Origin of the sequence: Acrocarpospora sp. B8E8, assembly GCF_039871605.1 — a bacterium.
Lineage (GTDB): Bacteria > Actinomycetota > Actinomycetes > Streptosporangiales > Streptosporangiaceae > Acrocarpospora > Acrocarpospora macrocephala.
Window position 1 is genome coordinate 1 of sequence record NZ_JBDPLV010000136.1, and the last position, 13674, is coordinate 13674.

The window sequence follows — 13674 nt, forward strand, 5'->3', positions numbered from 1 at the left end:
CACATGTTCCACGCCGGTTGCCTGGCGGCGTTGGAGTCCCGTTTCGTTCCCGATCCGGGGAGTGTCTGCTGACTCCAATTCCAGAGCCACCTGCTGAGGAGGCACAGATGGGTGGGTCTTCTCGCCTGCGTGGAACGTAGCCAACTTCGGTCACCTCCTACAGTTTTGGTGTTGGCTGGTGCTGGTAACGGCGGCCCTCAAACCCTGCGGGCTGAAAGCCCACTCGGTTACGAGGGGGATCCCGTTACCCGGCGTTCCGCCATAACAGCGCGAACGAGATCAGATACAGGCTCAGCGCGGTGATCATGCCGTCGTAGATGAACATGTAGAACAGCGCCAGCATCATCACCAGCACCCCCGCCCGCCCGATGGGGGTGCGATCAGTCCAATACCGGCGTACGGCTCCCGCGAAGAACCCGGCATACAGGGCCGCGCCGGTGAAACCCTGGGTGATCAGGAGCAGCCAGAGCTGGCCGTCGCTGCCCAGGGGCGGGTGGCCGCAGGTGTCGCACCAGTCGCTCTTGCCGGTGGTGATCGAGCGATGGTTGCCGAACGCGTTGCGGGTGTTGCCGTAGCCGATGATCGGGGCGGAGGCGGCGGCCTGGACGGTGGCGGAGACGGTGAAGGCGCGGATGTCGTTGCTGTGCGGGCTGTCGAGGCGCTGGGCGACCATCGAGGAGAGGGGGGAGAGCAGGAAGGCGATGACCGCGGCGGCGACAGCCGTACCCAGGGCTAGGGGGCGGCGGGAGCGGACGGCCAGGTAGGCGAGGGAGAAGCCGAGGCCGATCCACAGGCCGCGGTTGAGGGAGTAGACGATGGGGATCGCGGCGAGGGCGAGCACTACGGCGGTGAGGATCTTGCGGAGCGGGCCGCCGTAACCCCACCAGCCGACCAGGAACCAGATGACCAGCACGGAGGCGTTGCTGCCCCAGGCGTTGGCCCATTCGAACGGGGCTTCCGGGCGGGGGGAGGCGTGGCCGAGGACGTGCTGGATCTGGGCGGCCGTGGGGTGGATCAGGTTGGTGACGAAGGAGTTGCCGGAGATCCAGCGGGGGAGCACGAATTCGACCGGGGAGGTGAACGCGAAGTGCGGCAGCAGCACGCCGAGCAGGCCGCCCGCGACGGTGGTGAGGAACAGGGTGCCGAGCATGCGGACGAGGGTGAGCTGCGGGAGCTCCTCGTGGGTGAGATTGCCCAGGTAGAGCACGACGACCAGGAGCGACACGTACACGACGAGACGCATCACGTAGCCGATCACGCGCCCGGTCGTGAGGTCGCCGTAGGTGCCGTCGGGGGTTTCCGCGAGCATGAGGGCGCTGATCACGTACCCCGCGATCAGCAACACCCATAGGCCAAAGCCTTTGGGCGCCTTGATCGGTCGCCGCCGGGACAGAATGACCATCATCGGTATGGCCACCACGACAACCGAGAGCCCGCCAAAGCCAAGCGCCCACCAGACGGGATACCCAACCAGCAGCGCCCAGATCGGCCAGAGCGCCCGCAGCTTCACGGGATCCTTCGGATCCACCGGATCCGCAGGATGCGTCGGATCCACCTGATGTGAGGGGTATGTGAGGCGCGTGGGATGCACTATGCGATGCGCGGACTGCGCTGGTTCTGCCGGGTTCACATGATCCACTGGAGCTCCCGATCCACAGGGTGCGTCGGATCCACCTGATGTGAGGGGTATGTGAGGCGCGTGGGATGCACTATGCGATGCGCGGACTGCGCTGGTTCTGCCGGGTTCACATGATCCATCGGAACTACCCGATCCCCCAGGGTGTGTGGGATCAAGCGGATTCGCGGGACTCATCGGGTGCATCGGACTCACCGTGCATGTTCCGTTGTGATGACTACGGGGGGCACGGAGAGGGCGCCAAGGATGGTTGTGCCTCGGGCGGTCAAGTTGCGGGCGGCTCGGTTGACCTCTGGGGCTCGGGCCTTTCGTAGGCCGATCAGCAGGATCGCGGTCGATGCGCGGCCGCTGGTGATGAGGTTCAGGGCGGGAAGTTCGTCCACGATCGCGGCGGTTGCCTCGGTGCCGATGGATTCCAGCAGAATCGGGCCTTCGGGCAGCAGTGCGGAGAGCCTATCGGTGAGGCTGGATACGTCCTTCGCAGGGATCTCTGCCAGGAGGGGCAGTGTGGTCAGGCGTTCGATGTCGGCGGGGGCGCGTAGGCGGGTGTCCAGGCGGTCGCGGGTGAAGGCCGACAGGGCGCCTGTCAGGATGCCGAGGAACAGGCCGCTGCCCAGGTACAGCGGTGGGCTGGGGGAACTGGTTCGGATCGGGGGGCGGGCCTGGCTGATCACGCTGCCGGGGGTGATGGCGGTGGTTCTGAGGGTGTCGTATTTCAGGGTCAGGTTGTAGGACTGGCGGCTGAGGACGGCCTGCTGGTGTGCGGTGATCGCTCGTTCGGCCGAGCCCCGGGTGAGCGGTGCCAGCGCGGCCGCCACCTTGCCCAGCGACGCGTTCACCTGTCGCAGTTTGACCAGCAAGATCTTCATCTGGGCGAGCAGTGTCTGGTTGGCCGCGTCCGCCCGATGCCGCAGGTACGCGTCGGCGAACGCCTGAGCTCCCGCCGCTGCGGCCAACGAATCGGGCGCAATAAACGAAATCCTTAGAATTCCGGAATTCGGGGGAACGTCCACCCGTACGCGATTGCGCAATGCCTCTGGGTCCGTATTTTTCAGGATTTCGGCCGCCTTTGCGGCAACCACGGATGATTGGGCGATCTGCGCTTCGGTATCCAAATTGAGTGGTTCGCGCTGGCGTTGGGTGACCTGATTGACCTGTTCCGGGACCCCGGTCGGCAACACCTGGACTTCCGCCGTCGCCGTGTACGCCCGAGGCGTGCCCGCCAGTGCTCCGATCCCGCCCGCCAGGCCTGCCAACAGGCAGATCACCACCAGCCACCGGCGCCGCCGCAGCACGGAACCGAACTCAGCGAGATCCCGGCTGTGCGGGGGCAAGCTCATGGGAAACCTCGTGACGGCGCGGGAACAGCGAAACAGACTACGAACTATAGGCTCCCTTGAGCTTTACCCGATCCAATTTTGAAGTTTTTCCACAGGCAAATCACGGGACAATAACAGACGTTCCATGGACATGTCCGCCATGGGATATGAGAAAGCATGCCACCCGCGCCCGGCTCCGATGGAATGGTGAACCCCATGTTCATCGTCAAACGGGGGATCATCGCGCTGGCTCTGGTCGCCGGGTGCGCTCCCGCCTCCGGCACCGGCACAAGCACCCGCCCGGAGGGCCTGCTCAGCCACGAGACCACCTGCGTGGTCACCGACAAGCTCATTCCGACCTGTGGCGCGTGGTGGGGCATCGCGCCGGACGTCTTCACCGGCACCCGCCCGGCACATGCGGTCGAACGCGCCGAACAGCGCATGGGCCGCCCGGCGGACATCGTGCACGTCTACCACCGGGGCGAGGAGCTGTTCCCCACCGCCGAGGAGCGTGAGCTGGCGGCGGGCCGGCGGCTGCTGCTGATCAACTGGAAGCCGTCCCGCACGCGTACGTGGGCTCAGATCGCGCGCGGCGCGGTGGATTCGCGCATCGATGCCTTGGCGGAGCACATCACCCGGACGTTTCCTGGGCGGTTCTTCCTGACGATCCACCACGAGCCGGAGAACGACGTCAACTCCCGGCGCGGCATGTCTGCCCAGGACTACGCGGCCATGTACCGACATGTCGTGAGTCGCCTGCGGGATCGGGGGGTACGGAATGCGGTGACCGTCATGACGTACATGGGCGCGCCCAACTGGGCGACCAAGCCGTGGTTCGACCGGCTCTATCCCGGTGACGACGTGGTCGACTGGATCGGGCTGGATCCGTACGCGGACGGCAGGGTCAGTGACTTCGCCACGCTGGTCGACAAGACCCGCCCCGACCATCCGACCTGGCCGGGCTTCTACCGCTGGACGCAGTCACGTTTCCCGGGCAAGCCGATCATGGTGTCCGAGTGGGGAGCGTTCGAGCGGAAGTACGCCCCTCGCTTCAAGTCCGACTTCTACGCCTCGGTACGCCTGCAGATCCGGAATTACCCGCAGATCAAGGCCCTCGTGTACTTCGACTCCCCACTCGCGCCCCGGGGCGACACGCGATTCGACACGACCCCAGAGGCGGCAGAGTCCTTCGCCCGACTCGGCCGAGAACGCCATTTCACCGCGACGAAGGTCCCCGCGCAGTGACGTGGTTCTCCCACCCGCCCACCCTTGATTGTTTCCGGGGCTGCCGCCCCGACCCCCGGGATTGCGCGCTCCGGGGGCTTCGCCCCGCCCTTCGGCAAGCGCCAGCGAGCACCGTGACCAAGGTCGCGCGACGAAGCCCCCGGTGATCAGCGGATCCGCCCCGCTTGCATCAACCGGCGTCGCATTGACGGTCGTCCCGGCCGTGGTCAGCGGATCCGCCCGGCTTGCGTCAAGCGGTACCGCGTCGAAGGGCGCCCGATCGTGGTCAGCGGATCCAGCCGCCCGTGGTCAGGTGGTTGAGGACCGTCGTGACCGCGCGCTCGACTGGCATGTCTGTGGTGTCGAGTTCGAGGTCCGCGTCGTCGGGCTCCTCATAGGGAGAGGAAATACCGGTGAATTCCGGGATGAGTCCGGCTCTGGCCTTGGCGTATAGGCCCTTGCGGTCGCGGCGTTCGCATTCTTCCAGGGGGGTCGAGACGTGGACGAGTACGAAGTCTGCCCCCACCGATTCCACCATCTCGCGTACCTCGTCCCGGGTCTCCGCGTACGGCGCGATCGGTGCGCAGATGGCCAGGCCGCCATGGCGGGCCACCTCGGCGGCCACGAAACCGATCCTGCGGATGTTCAGGTCGCGGTCCTCGCGTGAGAACGTCAGGCCCTTCGACAGCAGTCGCCGGACCACGTCGCCGTCCAGGTAGGTGACGGTCCGGCCGCCGCGCTCCAGCAGGGCGTCGCGCAGGCCGCGCGCCACGGTCGACTTTCCGGAGCCCGACAGGCCGGTGAAGAACACCACGAGCCCGCGGCGGTGCGGCGGGCCGGGGATGCTGACGGGGGCCGGGCCCGCGTAGTGCTCGGTGGCGCCGTAGTTGCCGGCCACGTGCTCGCGTAGCTCCAGGTCGATCGCGGCGTCCTCGCGCGGGGCGAGCGGCACCGCGACCACGGTCGAACCGGGCAGTTCGGCGGACGCTTTGAGGGCGGCCCGGACCACGGCGGGGCCGGCGTCGCCGTACACGAGGGGGAGTAGGAGCACGGCGGCGTCGAGTTCTTCGGCGGTGGCGGCGATGTCCTCGATGGCGGGCGAGTCGAGCGGTCCGCGCATGGTCACGGCGAGGACGTCGTCGGGCAGGTCCTTGCGCACCTCGGCCGGGGTCCGTCGGAGGCGCGCGAACGGGCCGTAGACGGGAGCTCCCACCGCTTCCAGCCGCCCGGCGACATGATGCCCGTCCCGCTCGGTCACGTGCAGCACGGCCAGCGCCGCGCCCTCCGGATCGGTCAGCGTGACCTGCGCGCCGAGGTCGTCGGGGAGCGCCAGCGTGATCGGATCCGGCCAGGGGGTGCCGTCGGCGAGTTGCCCACGCTCCGCCACGCTCGTGACGTCGGCCGCCCCCAGGAACCCGGTCAGCGGCGCGAACGCACCGGACAGCAGCAGTTCCAGGTCTGCCAGCTCCCGGGCGTCAGGAGTCCATTCGGTCATCAGTAGGTTTTCCGATCTGAGGCATAGCGGGCGTCGCCACAGGGCGTCTTAGAGGCTGACATTAGCTCCAGGAGGAGGTGGTCGTGGACGCAGCGGACGAACGAGGTTTCCGCGAATTCGGGTCCACGCGGTCGCCCGCGCTGATGGGCCTGGCCTACCTGCTCACCGGTGGCGACCAGCACGCGGCCGAGGATCTTGTGCAGGCTTCGCTCGCCAAGGCGGTGACCCGCTGGGGGCGGATCGACGACCCCGAGGCGTACGTCAAGCGCACCATGTACCACCAGCAGGTCAGCATCTGGCGGCTGGCCTGGCGACGGCACGAGACGAGCGTCGCCGAGCCGACAGGACCGGCACGGTCGATCTGCGGCTGGCGTTGCGGCAGGCGCTGGCCCGGCTGACTCCCAGGCAGCGGGCGGTGCTGGTGCCGCGCTACTTCGAGGATCTGCCGGAGGATGAGATCGCACGGATCATGGGCTGTTCCCTGGGCACCGTCCGGAGCACGGAGACCCTGCCCAGCACGAGGACCGGCTTCGCCGTCGTGGACGCGAAGACCGGGCAGATCACGTTCCGGGTGGCGAACCCGGTGCCGGTGCTCAGCAACGGGTCAGATGGCGGGATTTGAACCCACGGCCTCTTCGTCCCGAACCCCTGGCGGGGTACCTAGAAGAAGGGGAAGCGGATATGACCTGCTGGGTGCTACACGTCGACCTCGACCAGTTCATCGCCGCCGTTGAGCTGCTGCGCCGTCCGGAACTGCGCGGGCGTCCGATCGTCGTCGGTGGCGACGGCGATCCGACCAAGCGCGGCGTGGTCAGCACGGCCTCTTACGAGGCTCGCCCGTATGGCGTGTACTCCGGCCTGCCGCTGCGAACGGCGGCGCGGCGATGTCCGGACGCGGTGTTCCTGCCCGTCGACCGGGCGGCGTACGAAGCGGCGTCGTCCGAGGTGATGGCGACATTGCAGTCGCTCGACGCCGTGGTGGAAGTCGTCGGCTGGGATGAGGCGTTCCTCGCGGTCGACGACGACCCCGAGGAGACGGCCCGTCTGATTCAAAGGCGCGTGCGTGAGTCCACCGGTCTCGAGTGCACCGTCGGCATCGGGCGGAACAAGCTGCAGGCCAAGCTGGCGACCGGCTTCGGCAAGCCCGCCGGTGTCTTCCGGCTGACCGACGAGACCTGGTTCGACGTGCTCGGCGACCGGCCGACGGATGCTTTGTGGGGAGTGGGGGCCAAGACCGCCAAGCGGCTCGGCGCGATGGGCATCGGCACCGTCTCCGAGCTCGCGGCCACCGATCCGCGGGCGCTCGCCGAGCGGTTCGGCCCCACGACCGGTCCATGGCTGGTCCGGCTCGCCCTCGGCCAGGACGATTCGCCCGTGGCTTGCACGCCGTACGTGCCGCGCTCGCGCAGCCGAGAGACCACTTTTCAGCACGATCTCGACGATTGGGACGAGGTGCGGTTCGAGGTCGTACGGCTGGCCCGGCGCGTAGCCGATGACGTGGCCGCCGAGGGGCGACCCGCCACTCGCGTCGTGGTAAAGGTGCGCTACGCGCCGTTCGTGACACACACCCATGGCTACGCCTTGGCGACGCCGACCACCGAGATGTCGGCGATAGAGCAGGCCGCCCTGGTCGCGCTCGATCGATTCGCCGAACGACGACCGGTGCGGTTGCTGGGCGTCAGAGCCGAGTTCCCCGGTTAGCCTCGTCGGCGTCCAGCCGATGCTCCAGCTGGTCGCCTGGGCCGACGACGAGCACCTCATCGCGCTCGGCTGCGCGGGCTCCTGCGAGTTCGAGTTCAACTCCGCGCTGGTCCTGGTCAGCTTGGACGGCAAGGAGGTCGTCCAGCTGTCCGGCTACCGCGAGAACACCAACGATCCGGGTGCCTGGCAGCCGATGTTCACGCTCAGATGAGCCTGGCGAAATGGTGCTGAGGTTTCCGTACGACCAAGGCGATCTCATCGTGGTCGGGGGCCAACCGGCCGCCGGAAAGGCGGCTGACCATCCGGCACACCCCGGCCACGAGCCTGCCGTGCGGCCCGAGCCTGACCGGGCCGCTGATCAGCGCGTGATCCTCGGCGATCATCAGACCGCGCATCATGCAGTAGGAATGGATGCCCTCCCGCGACGCCACCGTCTCGTAGACCGCCGGCAGGGGCCCGATCGCGTCCTTGGGCGCCAGCCACCGCCACAGCAGCCCCCGGAACGGGACCTTCCGGTCGAGGAACGCGTAAGCCGACTTCCGATCCCGCATCCGGATCAGCAGCAGCCCGCCCGGGCGCAGCCCGTTGACCATCCGGTCCAGCACCAGCTCCGCGTGCGGGATGCGTTCGAGCAGGAACTCCACGCAGACCACGTCGTACGAGCGGGGCATCAGCGGCACCGAGCGCAGATCGCCCAGCGACCACGAATCCAGGTCGGGCCTGGCCACGGTGGCGGCCCGCAGGGCCGGGCGGTCCTCGTCCACGCCGGTCACCCGGGCGTCGATCTGCTCCAGCTCCAGCGGGGCGCCCCGGCCGCAGCCCGCGGCCAGGATGTCGATCCGGCGGCCCAGTTGCTCGTTCCACTGCTCGCGGATCCGCTGGCTGAAGACGCCCCCCGCAGTGGTCAATCGCACGTCAGACATGTCACGAAGGGTAGTCAATCGACTACGTGATCGTTGGAGATTCGGACCCGACTCGCCCGCGACGCCCTCGCCGGGGGAAGTAGCCTTGGGGCTATACCCCCGGTCCCAAACAGGTTCCGGGATGTTCGTGCTGCCCTCGAACGGTTTCCGGCGGCGCGGCGGTGGACTCAAGTGGGGGCCTACAGGCGATGTCCGAATCTACGATGCCGATGTCCGACGCTGCACTTTCCGGCCTGCTCGACGTGGTCGCCGCCGATCCGCGACTGGCCGAGGCGCTGACCGACCAGGTGGGCACCGACCTCATCGCGCCCGCCGCGCTGCGGCCGTTCGCGGTCGCCGCGCTGGCACGCTCCCGCCCGGTGCTCGCCATCGCCGCCACCGGCCGCGAGGCCGAGGACCTGGCCGCCGCCCTGACCGGCCTGCTGCCGGACACCTCGGTCGCGGTCTTCCCCGCCTGGGAGACCCTGCCGCACGAGCGCCTCTCCCCGCGCAGCGACACCGTCGGCCAGCGCCTGGCCGTGCTGCGCCGCCTCGCCCATCCGGTCGCGGGCGACCATTCCGCGGGGCCGCTGCGGGTGGTGGTGGCCCCGGTCCGCGCGGTGCTGCAGCCCATCGTGGCCGGGCTCGGCGACCTCCAGCCCGTACGGCTTCGCGCGGGCGACGACGCCGAACTCGACGACGTGGTCGCCCAGCTGGTCGAGAACGGCTACCACCGGGTCGACATGGTGGAGAAGCGCGGCGAGGTGGCCGTCCGCGGCGGCCTGCTGGACGTGTTCCCGCCCACCGAGGAGCACCCGCTGCGGCTGGAGTTCTGGGGCGACACGGTGGAGGAGATCCGCTGGTTCAAGGTCGCCGACCAGCGGTCGCTGGAAGTGGCCCAGGACGGGCTGTTCGCCGCGCCCTGCCGGGAGTTGCTGCTCACGGCCGAGGTACGGGAGCGGGCCCAGGAGCTGGCCGACGAGCATCCGGCGTTGAAGGAGATCTTGGATCAGCTGGCCGAGGGCATGCCGGTGGAAGGCATGGAGGCGTTCGCGCCCGTGCTGGCCGGGGGGATGGATCTGCTGGTCGATCATCTGGGCGCGCGGTCGGCCGTGTTCGTCTGCGATCCGGAGCGGATTCGCAGCAGGGCGGTGGAGCTCGTCCGTACCAGCCAGGAGTTTCTGGAGGCGTCGTGGATCACGGCGGCCGCGGGTGGGGAAGCGCCGATCGATCTGGACGCGGCGGCGTTCCGTACGCTGGAGGAGGTGCGCGAGCACGCCGGTGAGCTGGGGCAGCCGTGGTGGAGCATCGCGCCGTTCGGCGAAGGGGTGGGCCTGGCGGCGCACGACGTCGAGGCGTACCGGGGGGATACCCAGCGGGCGCTGGGCGACATCAAGGGCTGGCTCGGGGCGGGGCGCGCGGTCGTGCTGCTCAGCGAGGGGCACGGTCCGGCCGAGCGCATGGTGGAGCTGCTCAAGGGCGTGGACGTGGCCGCCAAGCTGGTGCCCTCGATCCCCGCGCCGCCCGGGCGTGACGTCGTCCACGTGACCACCGGACGGCTGGAGCACGGCTTCGTCACCGACGCGCTCGCCGTCGTCACCCACCTGGACCTGGTCGGCCAGAAGGCGTCCACCAAGGACATGCGCCGCCTGCCATCGCGGCGCAGGAACATGGTCGACCCGCTGCAGCTCAAGATCGGCGACCATGTCGTGCACGAGCAGCACGGCGTCGGCCGCTACATCGAGATGGTCCAGCGCACCGTCCAGGGCGCGACCCGCGAATACCTGGTCATCGAGTACGCGAAGGGTGACCGCCTCTACGTTCCCACCGACCAGCTCGACGAGGTCACCCGCTATGTCGGCGGGGAATCCCCGACACTCAACCGGATGGGCGGCGCCGACTGGGCCAAGGCCAAGACGCGCGCCAAGAAGGCGGTCAAGGAGATCGCGGGCGAGCTGATCCGGCTCTACTCGGCCCGGATGGCCTCGCCCGGACATCCGTTCGCGCCCGACTCGCCCTGGCAGCGCGAGATGGAGGACGCCTTCCCCTACGCGGAGACCGGCGACCAGCTGGAGGCCATCGACGAGGTCAAGCGTGACATGGAACGCCCGATCCCGATGGACCGGCTGATCTGCGGCGACGTCGGCTACGGCAAGACCGAGATCGCGGTGCGGGCGGCTTTCAAGGCGGTTCAGGACGGCAAGCAGGTCGCCGTGCTCGTGCCGACCACGCTGCTGGTCCAGCAGCACCTGTCCACGTTCGGGGAACGGTTCGCCAGCTTCCCTGTCATGGTCAAACCGGTCTCCCGGTTCCAGACCGACGCCGAGGTGAAGGACACCTTGGAAGGGCTCAAATCCGGCGGCGTGGATATCGTGATCGGCACCCATCGGCTGTTCTCGCCCGAGGTCAGGTTCAAGGATCTCGGGCTGATCATCGTGGACGAGGAGCAGCGGTTCGGGGTCGAGCACAAGGAGCAGATGAAGCACCTGCGCACCCAGGTGGACGTGCTGGCCATGTCGGCCACGCCGATTCCGCGCACGCTGGAGATGGGGTTGACCGGCATCCGGGAGATGTCGACCATCCTGACCCCGCCGGAGGAGCGGCATCCGATCCTGACGTTCGTCGGGCCGTACGACGAGAAGCAGCTCACGGCCGCGATCCGGCGCGAGCTGATGCGCGACGGGCAGGTGTTCTTCGTGCACAACCGGGTGCGCAGCATCGACAAGGTGGCCGCGCGGCTGCACGAGCTCGTGCCTGAGGCGCGGATCGCGGTCGCGCACGGGCAGATGAACGAGCAGCAGTTGGAACGCATCATGGTCGGATTCTGGGAGCGGGAGTACGACGTGCTCGTGTCCACCACGATCGTGGAATCCGGGCTCGACGTGCCCAACGCGAACACGCTGATCGTGGACCGGGCCGACAATTACGGCCTCAGCCAGTTGCACCAGCTGCGTGGGCGGGTCGGACGTGGGCGGGAACGTGGTTACGCCTATTTCCTCTATCCGCCGGAGAATCCGCTCACCGAGACCGCGCACGAGCGGCTCGCCACCATCGCCCAGCACACCGAGATGGGGGCGGGCATGTATGTGGCGATGAAGGACCTGGAGATTCGCGGCGCGGGCAACATCCTCGGCGCCGAACAGTCCGGGCACATCCAGGGCGTGGGCTTCGACTTGTATGTCCGGATGATGGCCGAAGCCGTCCAGGAGCAGAAGCAGATGCTCTCCGGCGAGACCGTCACCGAACAGCAGGACATCAAGGTCGAACTGCCCATCAATGCGCACATTCCCCACGGCTATGTCACCAGCGAACGCCTCCGCCTGGAGGCGTACAAGCGCATCGCCGCCATCGCCGCCGAAGACGACATCACCGCCGTCCGCGACGAACTCACCGACCGGTACGGTCGCCTTCCGGTCGAGGTGGACAACCTTCTTGAAGTTGCGCGATTCCGCATTCGGGCGCGTAAAGCCGGGCTGACCGATGTGCAGCTGATGGGGACCAACATCAAGTTCGCGCCGGTGGTGTTCAAGGATTCCCAGCAGGTACGGCTCCAGCGGCTCTACCCGAAGGCGCTGGTCAAGCAGGCCACCGAAACCATGCTGGTACCGGTGCCGAAGACCAAGCCCATCGGCGGCCAGCCGTTGCGCGATCTGGACCTTCTCAAATGGTGCGGCGATTTGATCGAGGCCATGTTCCTCGAACCCATGCGAGCCCAGGCGGGTGGCGCCCGTTGATATCGGGGGCCGGCCTCTGGATCTCCTCAAATGGTGCCGGCGATCTGATTTAGGTCATGTTCCTTTGAACCCTGCGGTGCCCGTTGATATCGGGGGCTAGCCGTTGCGTGATCTGGACTTGCTCAATTGGTGCGGCGACCTGATCGAGGCCATGAAACCTAGGCGGGTGGCTGATGTCGACTTTGTTCGGGGTTGGGTCTTGGCACACAGGCGAGGTCAGACCAGGCGCTGCCGTTGGTAGGGTGGCTTCGCCTAGCTAGGGTTGCCGGAGGATTCAGTCGTGAAAGTACAGCGTGTTCTGCTGGCCATGGTGGTCGCCGCCGCGACCCTGACCGCGTGCGGGCCGATCCAGGTCGGAGCCGCCGCCACCGTCGGTGACCAGCGCATCAGCAGCGAACAGCTGGACAGCGGAGTGCGCGAGTTCCAGTCCGCCCTGACCGCCGCCAAGATCCCCGCCGAGCAGGTTCAGCTGCCCGGATCCGTCCCGCAGGCGGTCCTGCTGCAACTGGCCAACATCAACCAGTTCACCCAGGTCGCTGTCGCCAACGGCGTGGTCATCAGCGAAGGCGAAATTGATAATTTCATCACCCAGCAGGGCGGCAAGGCCTCGGTCGACCAAGCCCTCCTCACCCGCGGCGTCCCCCCCTCGTCCGTCCGCGACTGGCTCCGCGCCTCCATCGGCGCCCAGAAAATGATCGCCCAACTGGGCGGCGGCACCGACGAAGCCGCCACCACCGCCGGCCAGCAAAAACTCGCCGTAGAAGCCGAAAAGGTCCCCGTCAAGTTCAACCCCCGCTACGGCACCTTCGACCCAGCCCAGGGCTGGGTCCCCAGCAACCGCTTCGGCACCATCACCCCAGCCGCCCCAGCCGCTCCCCAGGGCGAAGCCCCACCCGCAGGCTGACCTAACCAACGTCAGCGTTCTGGGTGGCCGAGTTGATTGCCGTGACACCCCCACCCACCCGTGAGTTCGTTCCGGGGCTCCGCCCCGACCCCCCTGCGGCCGAAGGCCGATGTGCCGGGCCTTCGGCCGTCTTTCCTGGTCGGGCGAGAGCGTTCAATTGGTGGTCGGGTCGTCAGGTTGATTGCCGTGGCACTTCCGCCCGCCCATCCGTGAGTTGGGTCCGGGGCTCCGCCCGGACCCCCTGCGGCCGATGGCTGATTTGCTGGGCCTTCGGCCGACCTTCCAGGCAGAGCGAGAGCGCTCAATTGGTCGGGTGATCGGGTTGATTTGCCGTGGCCTTCCAATTCGCCCCACCCGTGAGTTTGTTCCGGGACCTCGCCCAGACCTCCGCCCCGACCCCCTGCGGCCGAAGGCTGATGTGCCGGGCTTTCGGTCGCCCTTCCTGGTCGAGCGCGAGCGTTCAATTGGTCGGGTGGTCGGGTTGATTGCCGTGGCACTCCCACCCACCTACCCGTGAGTTTGTTCCGGCGCCTGCGCCCCGGGCCTGCGGCCGATGGCCGATGTGCCGGGCCTTCGGCTGCCCTTCCAGGCCGAGCGCGAGCGTCCCAGTGGACGGGTAGGGCCGGGGGAGAACCCCTGCGAGCAGGAGGCGGAGCCCTAGGGCGAAACAAGGGTGGTGGGAGAACCGCGGCACCGTGACGCGAGTTTCATGCAGGCAACCACGGCGGGGGCGGGGGCGGGCGGAGCCCGAGGGAAAAC

Annotated in this window: 11 protein-coding genes; 7 read left to right on the forward strand and 4 right to left on the reverse strand. The window is 68.1% G+C overall.

What is annotated here, in order from left to right; translation table 11 throughout:
* Positions 1 to 244: 244 nt before the first annotated feature.
* The gene (locus ABGB08_RS53215) at positions 245 to 1510 is read right to left on the reverse strand and encodes a hypothetical protein (protein ID WP_347607775.1); all 1266 of its coding nucleotides are present in this window, start codon (positions 1508 to 1510) and stop codon (positions 245 to 247) included.
* 317 nt (positions 1511 to 1827) lie between these two features.
* Positions 1828 to 2976 (reverse strand): Wzz/FepE/Etk N-terminal domain-containing protein, encoded by a 1149-nt coding sequence (locus ABGB08_RS53220; RefSeq protein ID WP_347607778.1) that lies wholly within the window; start codon positions 2974 to 2976, stop codon positions 1828 to 1830.
* A 195-nt stretch (positions 2977 to 3171) separates the two neighbouring features.
* On the opposite strand from ABGB08_RS53220, the gene ABGB08_RS53225 reads away from it, so the two are divergent.
* Positions 3172 to 4200 (forward strand): glycosyl hydrolase, encoded by a 1029-nt coding sequence (locus tag ABGB08_RS53225; protein ID WP_347607781.1) that lies wholly within the window; start codon positions 3172 to 3174, stop codon positions 4198 to 4200.
* 265 nt (positions 4201 to 4465) lie between these two features.
* Here the strand turns inward: ABGB08_RS53225 and cysC are convergent, their stop codons facing one another.
* On the reverse strand, positions 4466 to 5674 hold the full coding sequence (cysC, locus tag ABGB08_RS53230; protein ID WP_347607784.1) for an adenylyl-sulfate kinase: 1209 nt from the start codon (positions 5672 to 5674) through the stop codon (positions 4466 to 4468).
* 83 nt (positions 5675 to 5757) lie between these two features.
* Between cysC and ABGB08_RS53235 the strand changes: the two genes are divergently transcribed.
* Genes ABGB08_RS53235 through ABGB08_RS53250 form a run of 4 tightly spaced genes read left to right on the forward strand, consistent with a single transcriptional unit; the run spans position 5758 to position 7586 of the window.
* Complete coding sequence (locus ABGB08_RS53235) at positions 5758 to 6072, forward strand: sigma factor (RefSeq protein WP_347607787.1); 315 nt, start codon at positions 5758 to 5760, stop codon at positions 6070 to 6072.
* Positions 6048 to 6296, forward strand: coding sequence for a sigma factor-like helix-turn-helix DNA-binding protein (locus ABGB08_RS53240; protein WP_347607790.1), 249 nt, complete (start codon positions 6048 to 6050; stop codon positions 6294 to 6296). Before ABGB08_RS53235 ends, ABGB08_RS53240 begins: the two co-directional genes overlap by 25 nt.
* Before the next feature lie 59 nt (positions 6297 to 6355).
* A complete protein-coding gene (locus tag ABGB08_RS53245; RefSeq protein WP_347607793.1) occupies positions 6356 to 7375 on the forward strand; it encodes a DNA polymerase IV in 1020 nt (339 codons plus the stop codon).
* 19 nt (positions 7376 to 7394) lie between these two features.
* Entirely contained in the window at positions 7395 to 7586 is a 192-nt protein-coding gene (locus ABGB08_RS53250; RefSeq protein ID WP_347607796.1) for a hypothetical protein, read from the forward strand.
* Here the strand turns inward: ABGB08_RS53250 and ABGB08_RS53255 are convergent.
* Positions 7579 to 8298, reverse strand: a complete 720-nt coding sequence (locus ABGB08_RS53255; RefSeq protein ID WP_347607799.1) for a methyltransferase domain-containing protein — start codon at positions 8296 to 8298, stop codon at positions 7579 to 7581. The genes ABGB08_RS53250 and ABGB08_RS53255 overlap by 8 nt on opposite strands.
* Before the next feature lie 209 nt (positions 8299 to 8507).
* On the opposite strand from ABGB08_RS53255, the gene mfd reads away from it, so the two are divergent.
* Positions 8508 to 12011 (forward strand): transcription-repair coupling factor, encoded by a 3504-nt coding sequence (gene mfd, locus ABGB08_RS53260; RefSeq protein ID WP_347607802.1) that lies wholly within the window; start codon positions 8508 to 8510, stop codon positions 12009 to 12011.
* A 280-nt stretch (positions 12012 to 12291) separates the two neighbouring features.
* Positions 12292 to 12915, forward strand: a complete 624-nt coding sequence (locus tag ABGB08_RS53265; RefSeq protein ID WP_347607805.1) for a SurA N-terminal domain-containing protein — start codon at positions 12292 to 12294, stop codon at positions 12913 to 12915.
* Positions 12916 to 13674 lie beyond the last annotated feature (759 nt).

Coding starts and splice junctions, on each gene's coding strand:
- ABGB08_RS53255 (WP_347607799.1), bottom strand. CDS start 8,298: ATGTCTGACGTGCGATTGACCACTGCGGGGGGCGTCTTCAGCCAGCGG.
- mfd (WP_347607802.1), top strand. CDS start 8,508: ATGTCCGACGCTGCACTTTCCGGCCTGCTCGACGTGGTCGCCGCCGAT.
- cysC (WP_347607784.1), bottom strand. CDS start 5,674: ATGACCGAATGGACTCCTGACGCCCGGGAGCTGGCAGACCTGGAACTG.
- ABGB08_RS53250 (WP_347607796.1), top strand. CDS start 7,395: ATGCTCCAGCTGGTCGCCTGGGCCGACGACGAGCACCTCATCGCGCTC.
- ABGB08_RS53220 (WP_347607778.1), bottom strand. CDS start 2,976: ATGAGCTTGCCCCCGCACAGCCGGGATCTCGCTGAGTTCGGTTCCGTG.
- ABGB08_RS53225 (WP_347607781.1), top strand. CDS start 3,172: ATGTTCATCGTCAAACGGGGGATCATCGCGCTGGCTCTGGTCGCCGGG.
- ABGB08_RS53245 (WP_347607793.1), top strand. CDS start 6,356: ATGACCTGCTGGGTGCTACACGTCGACCTCGACCAGTTCATCGCCGCC.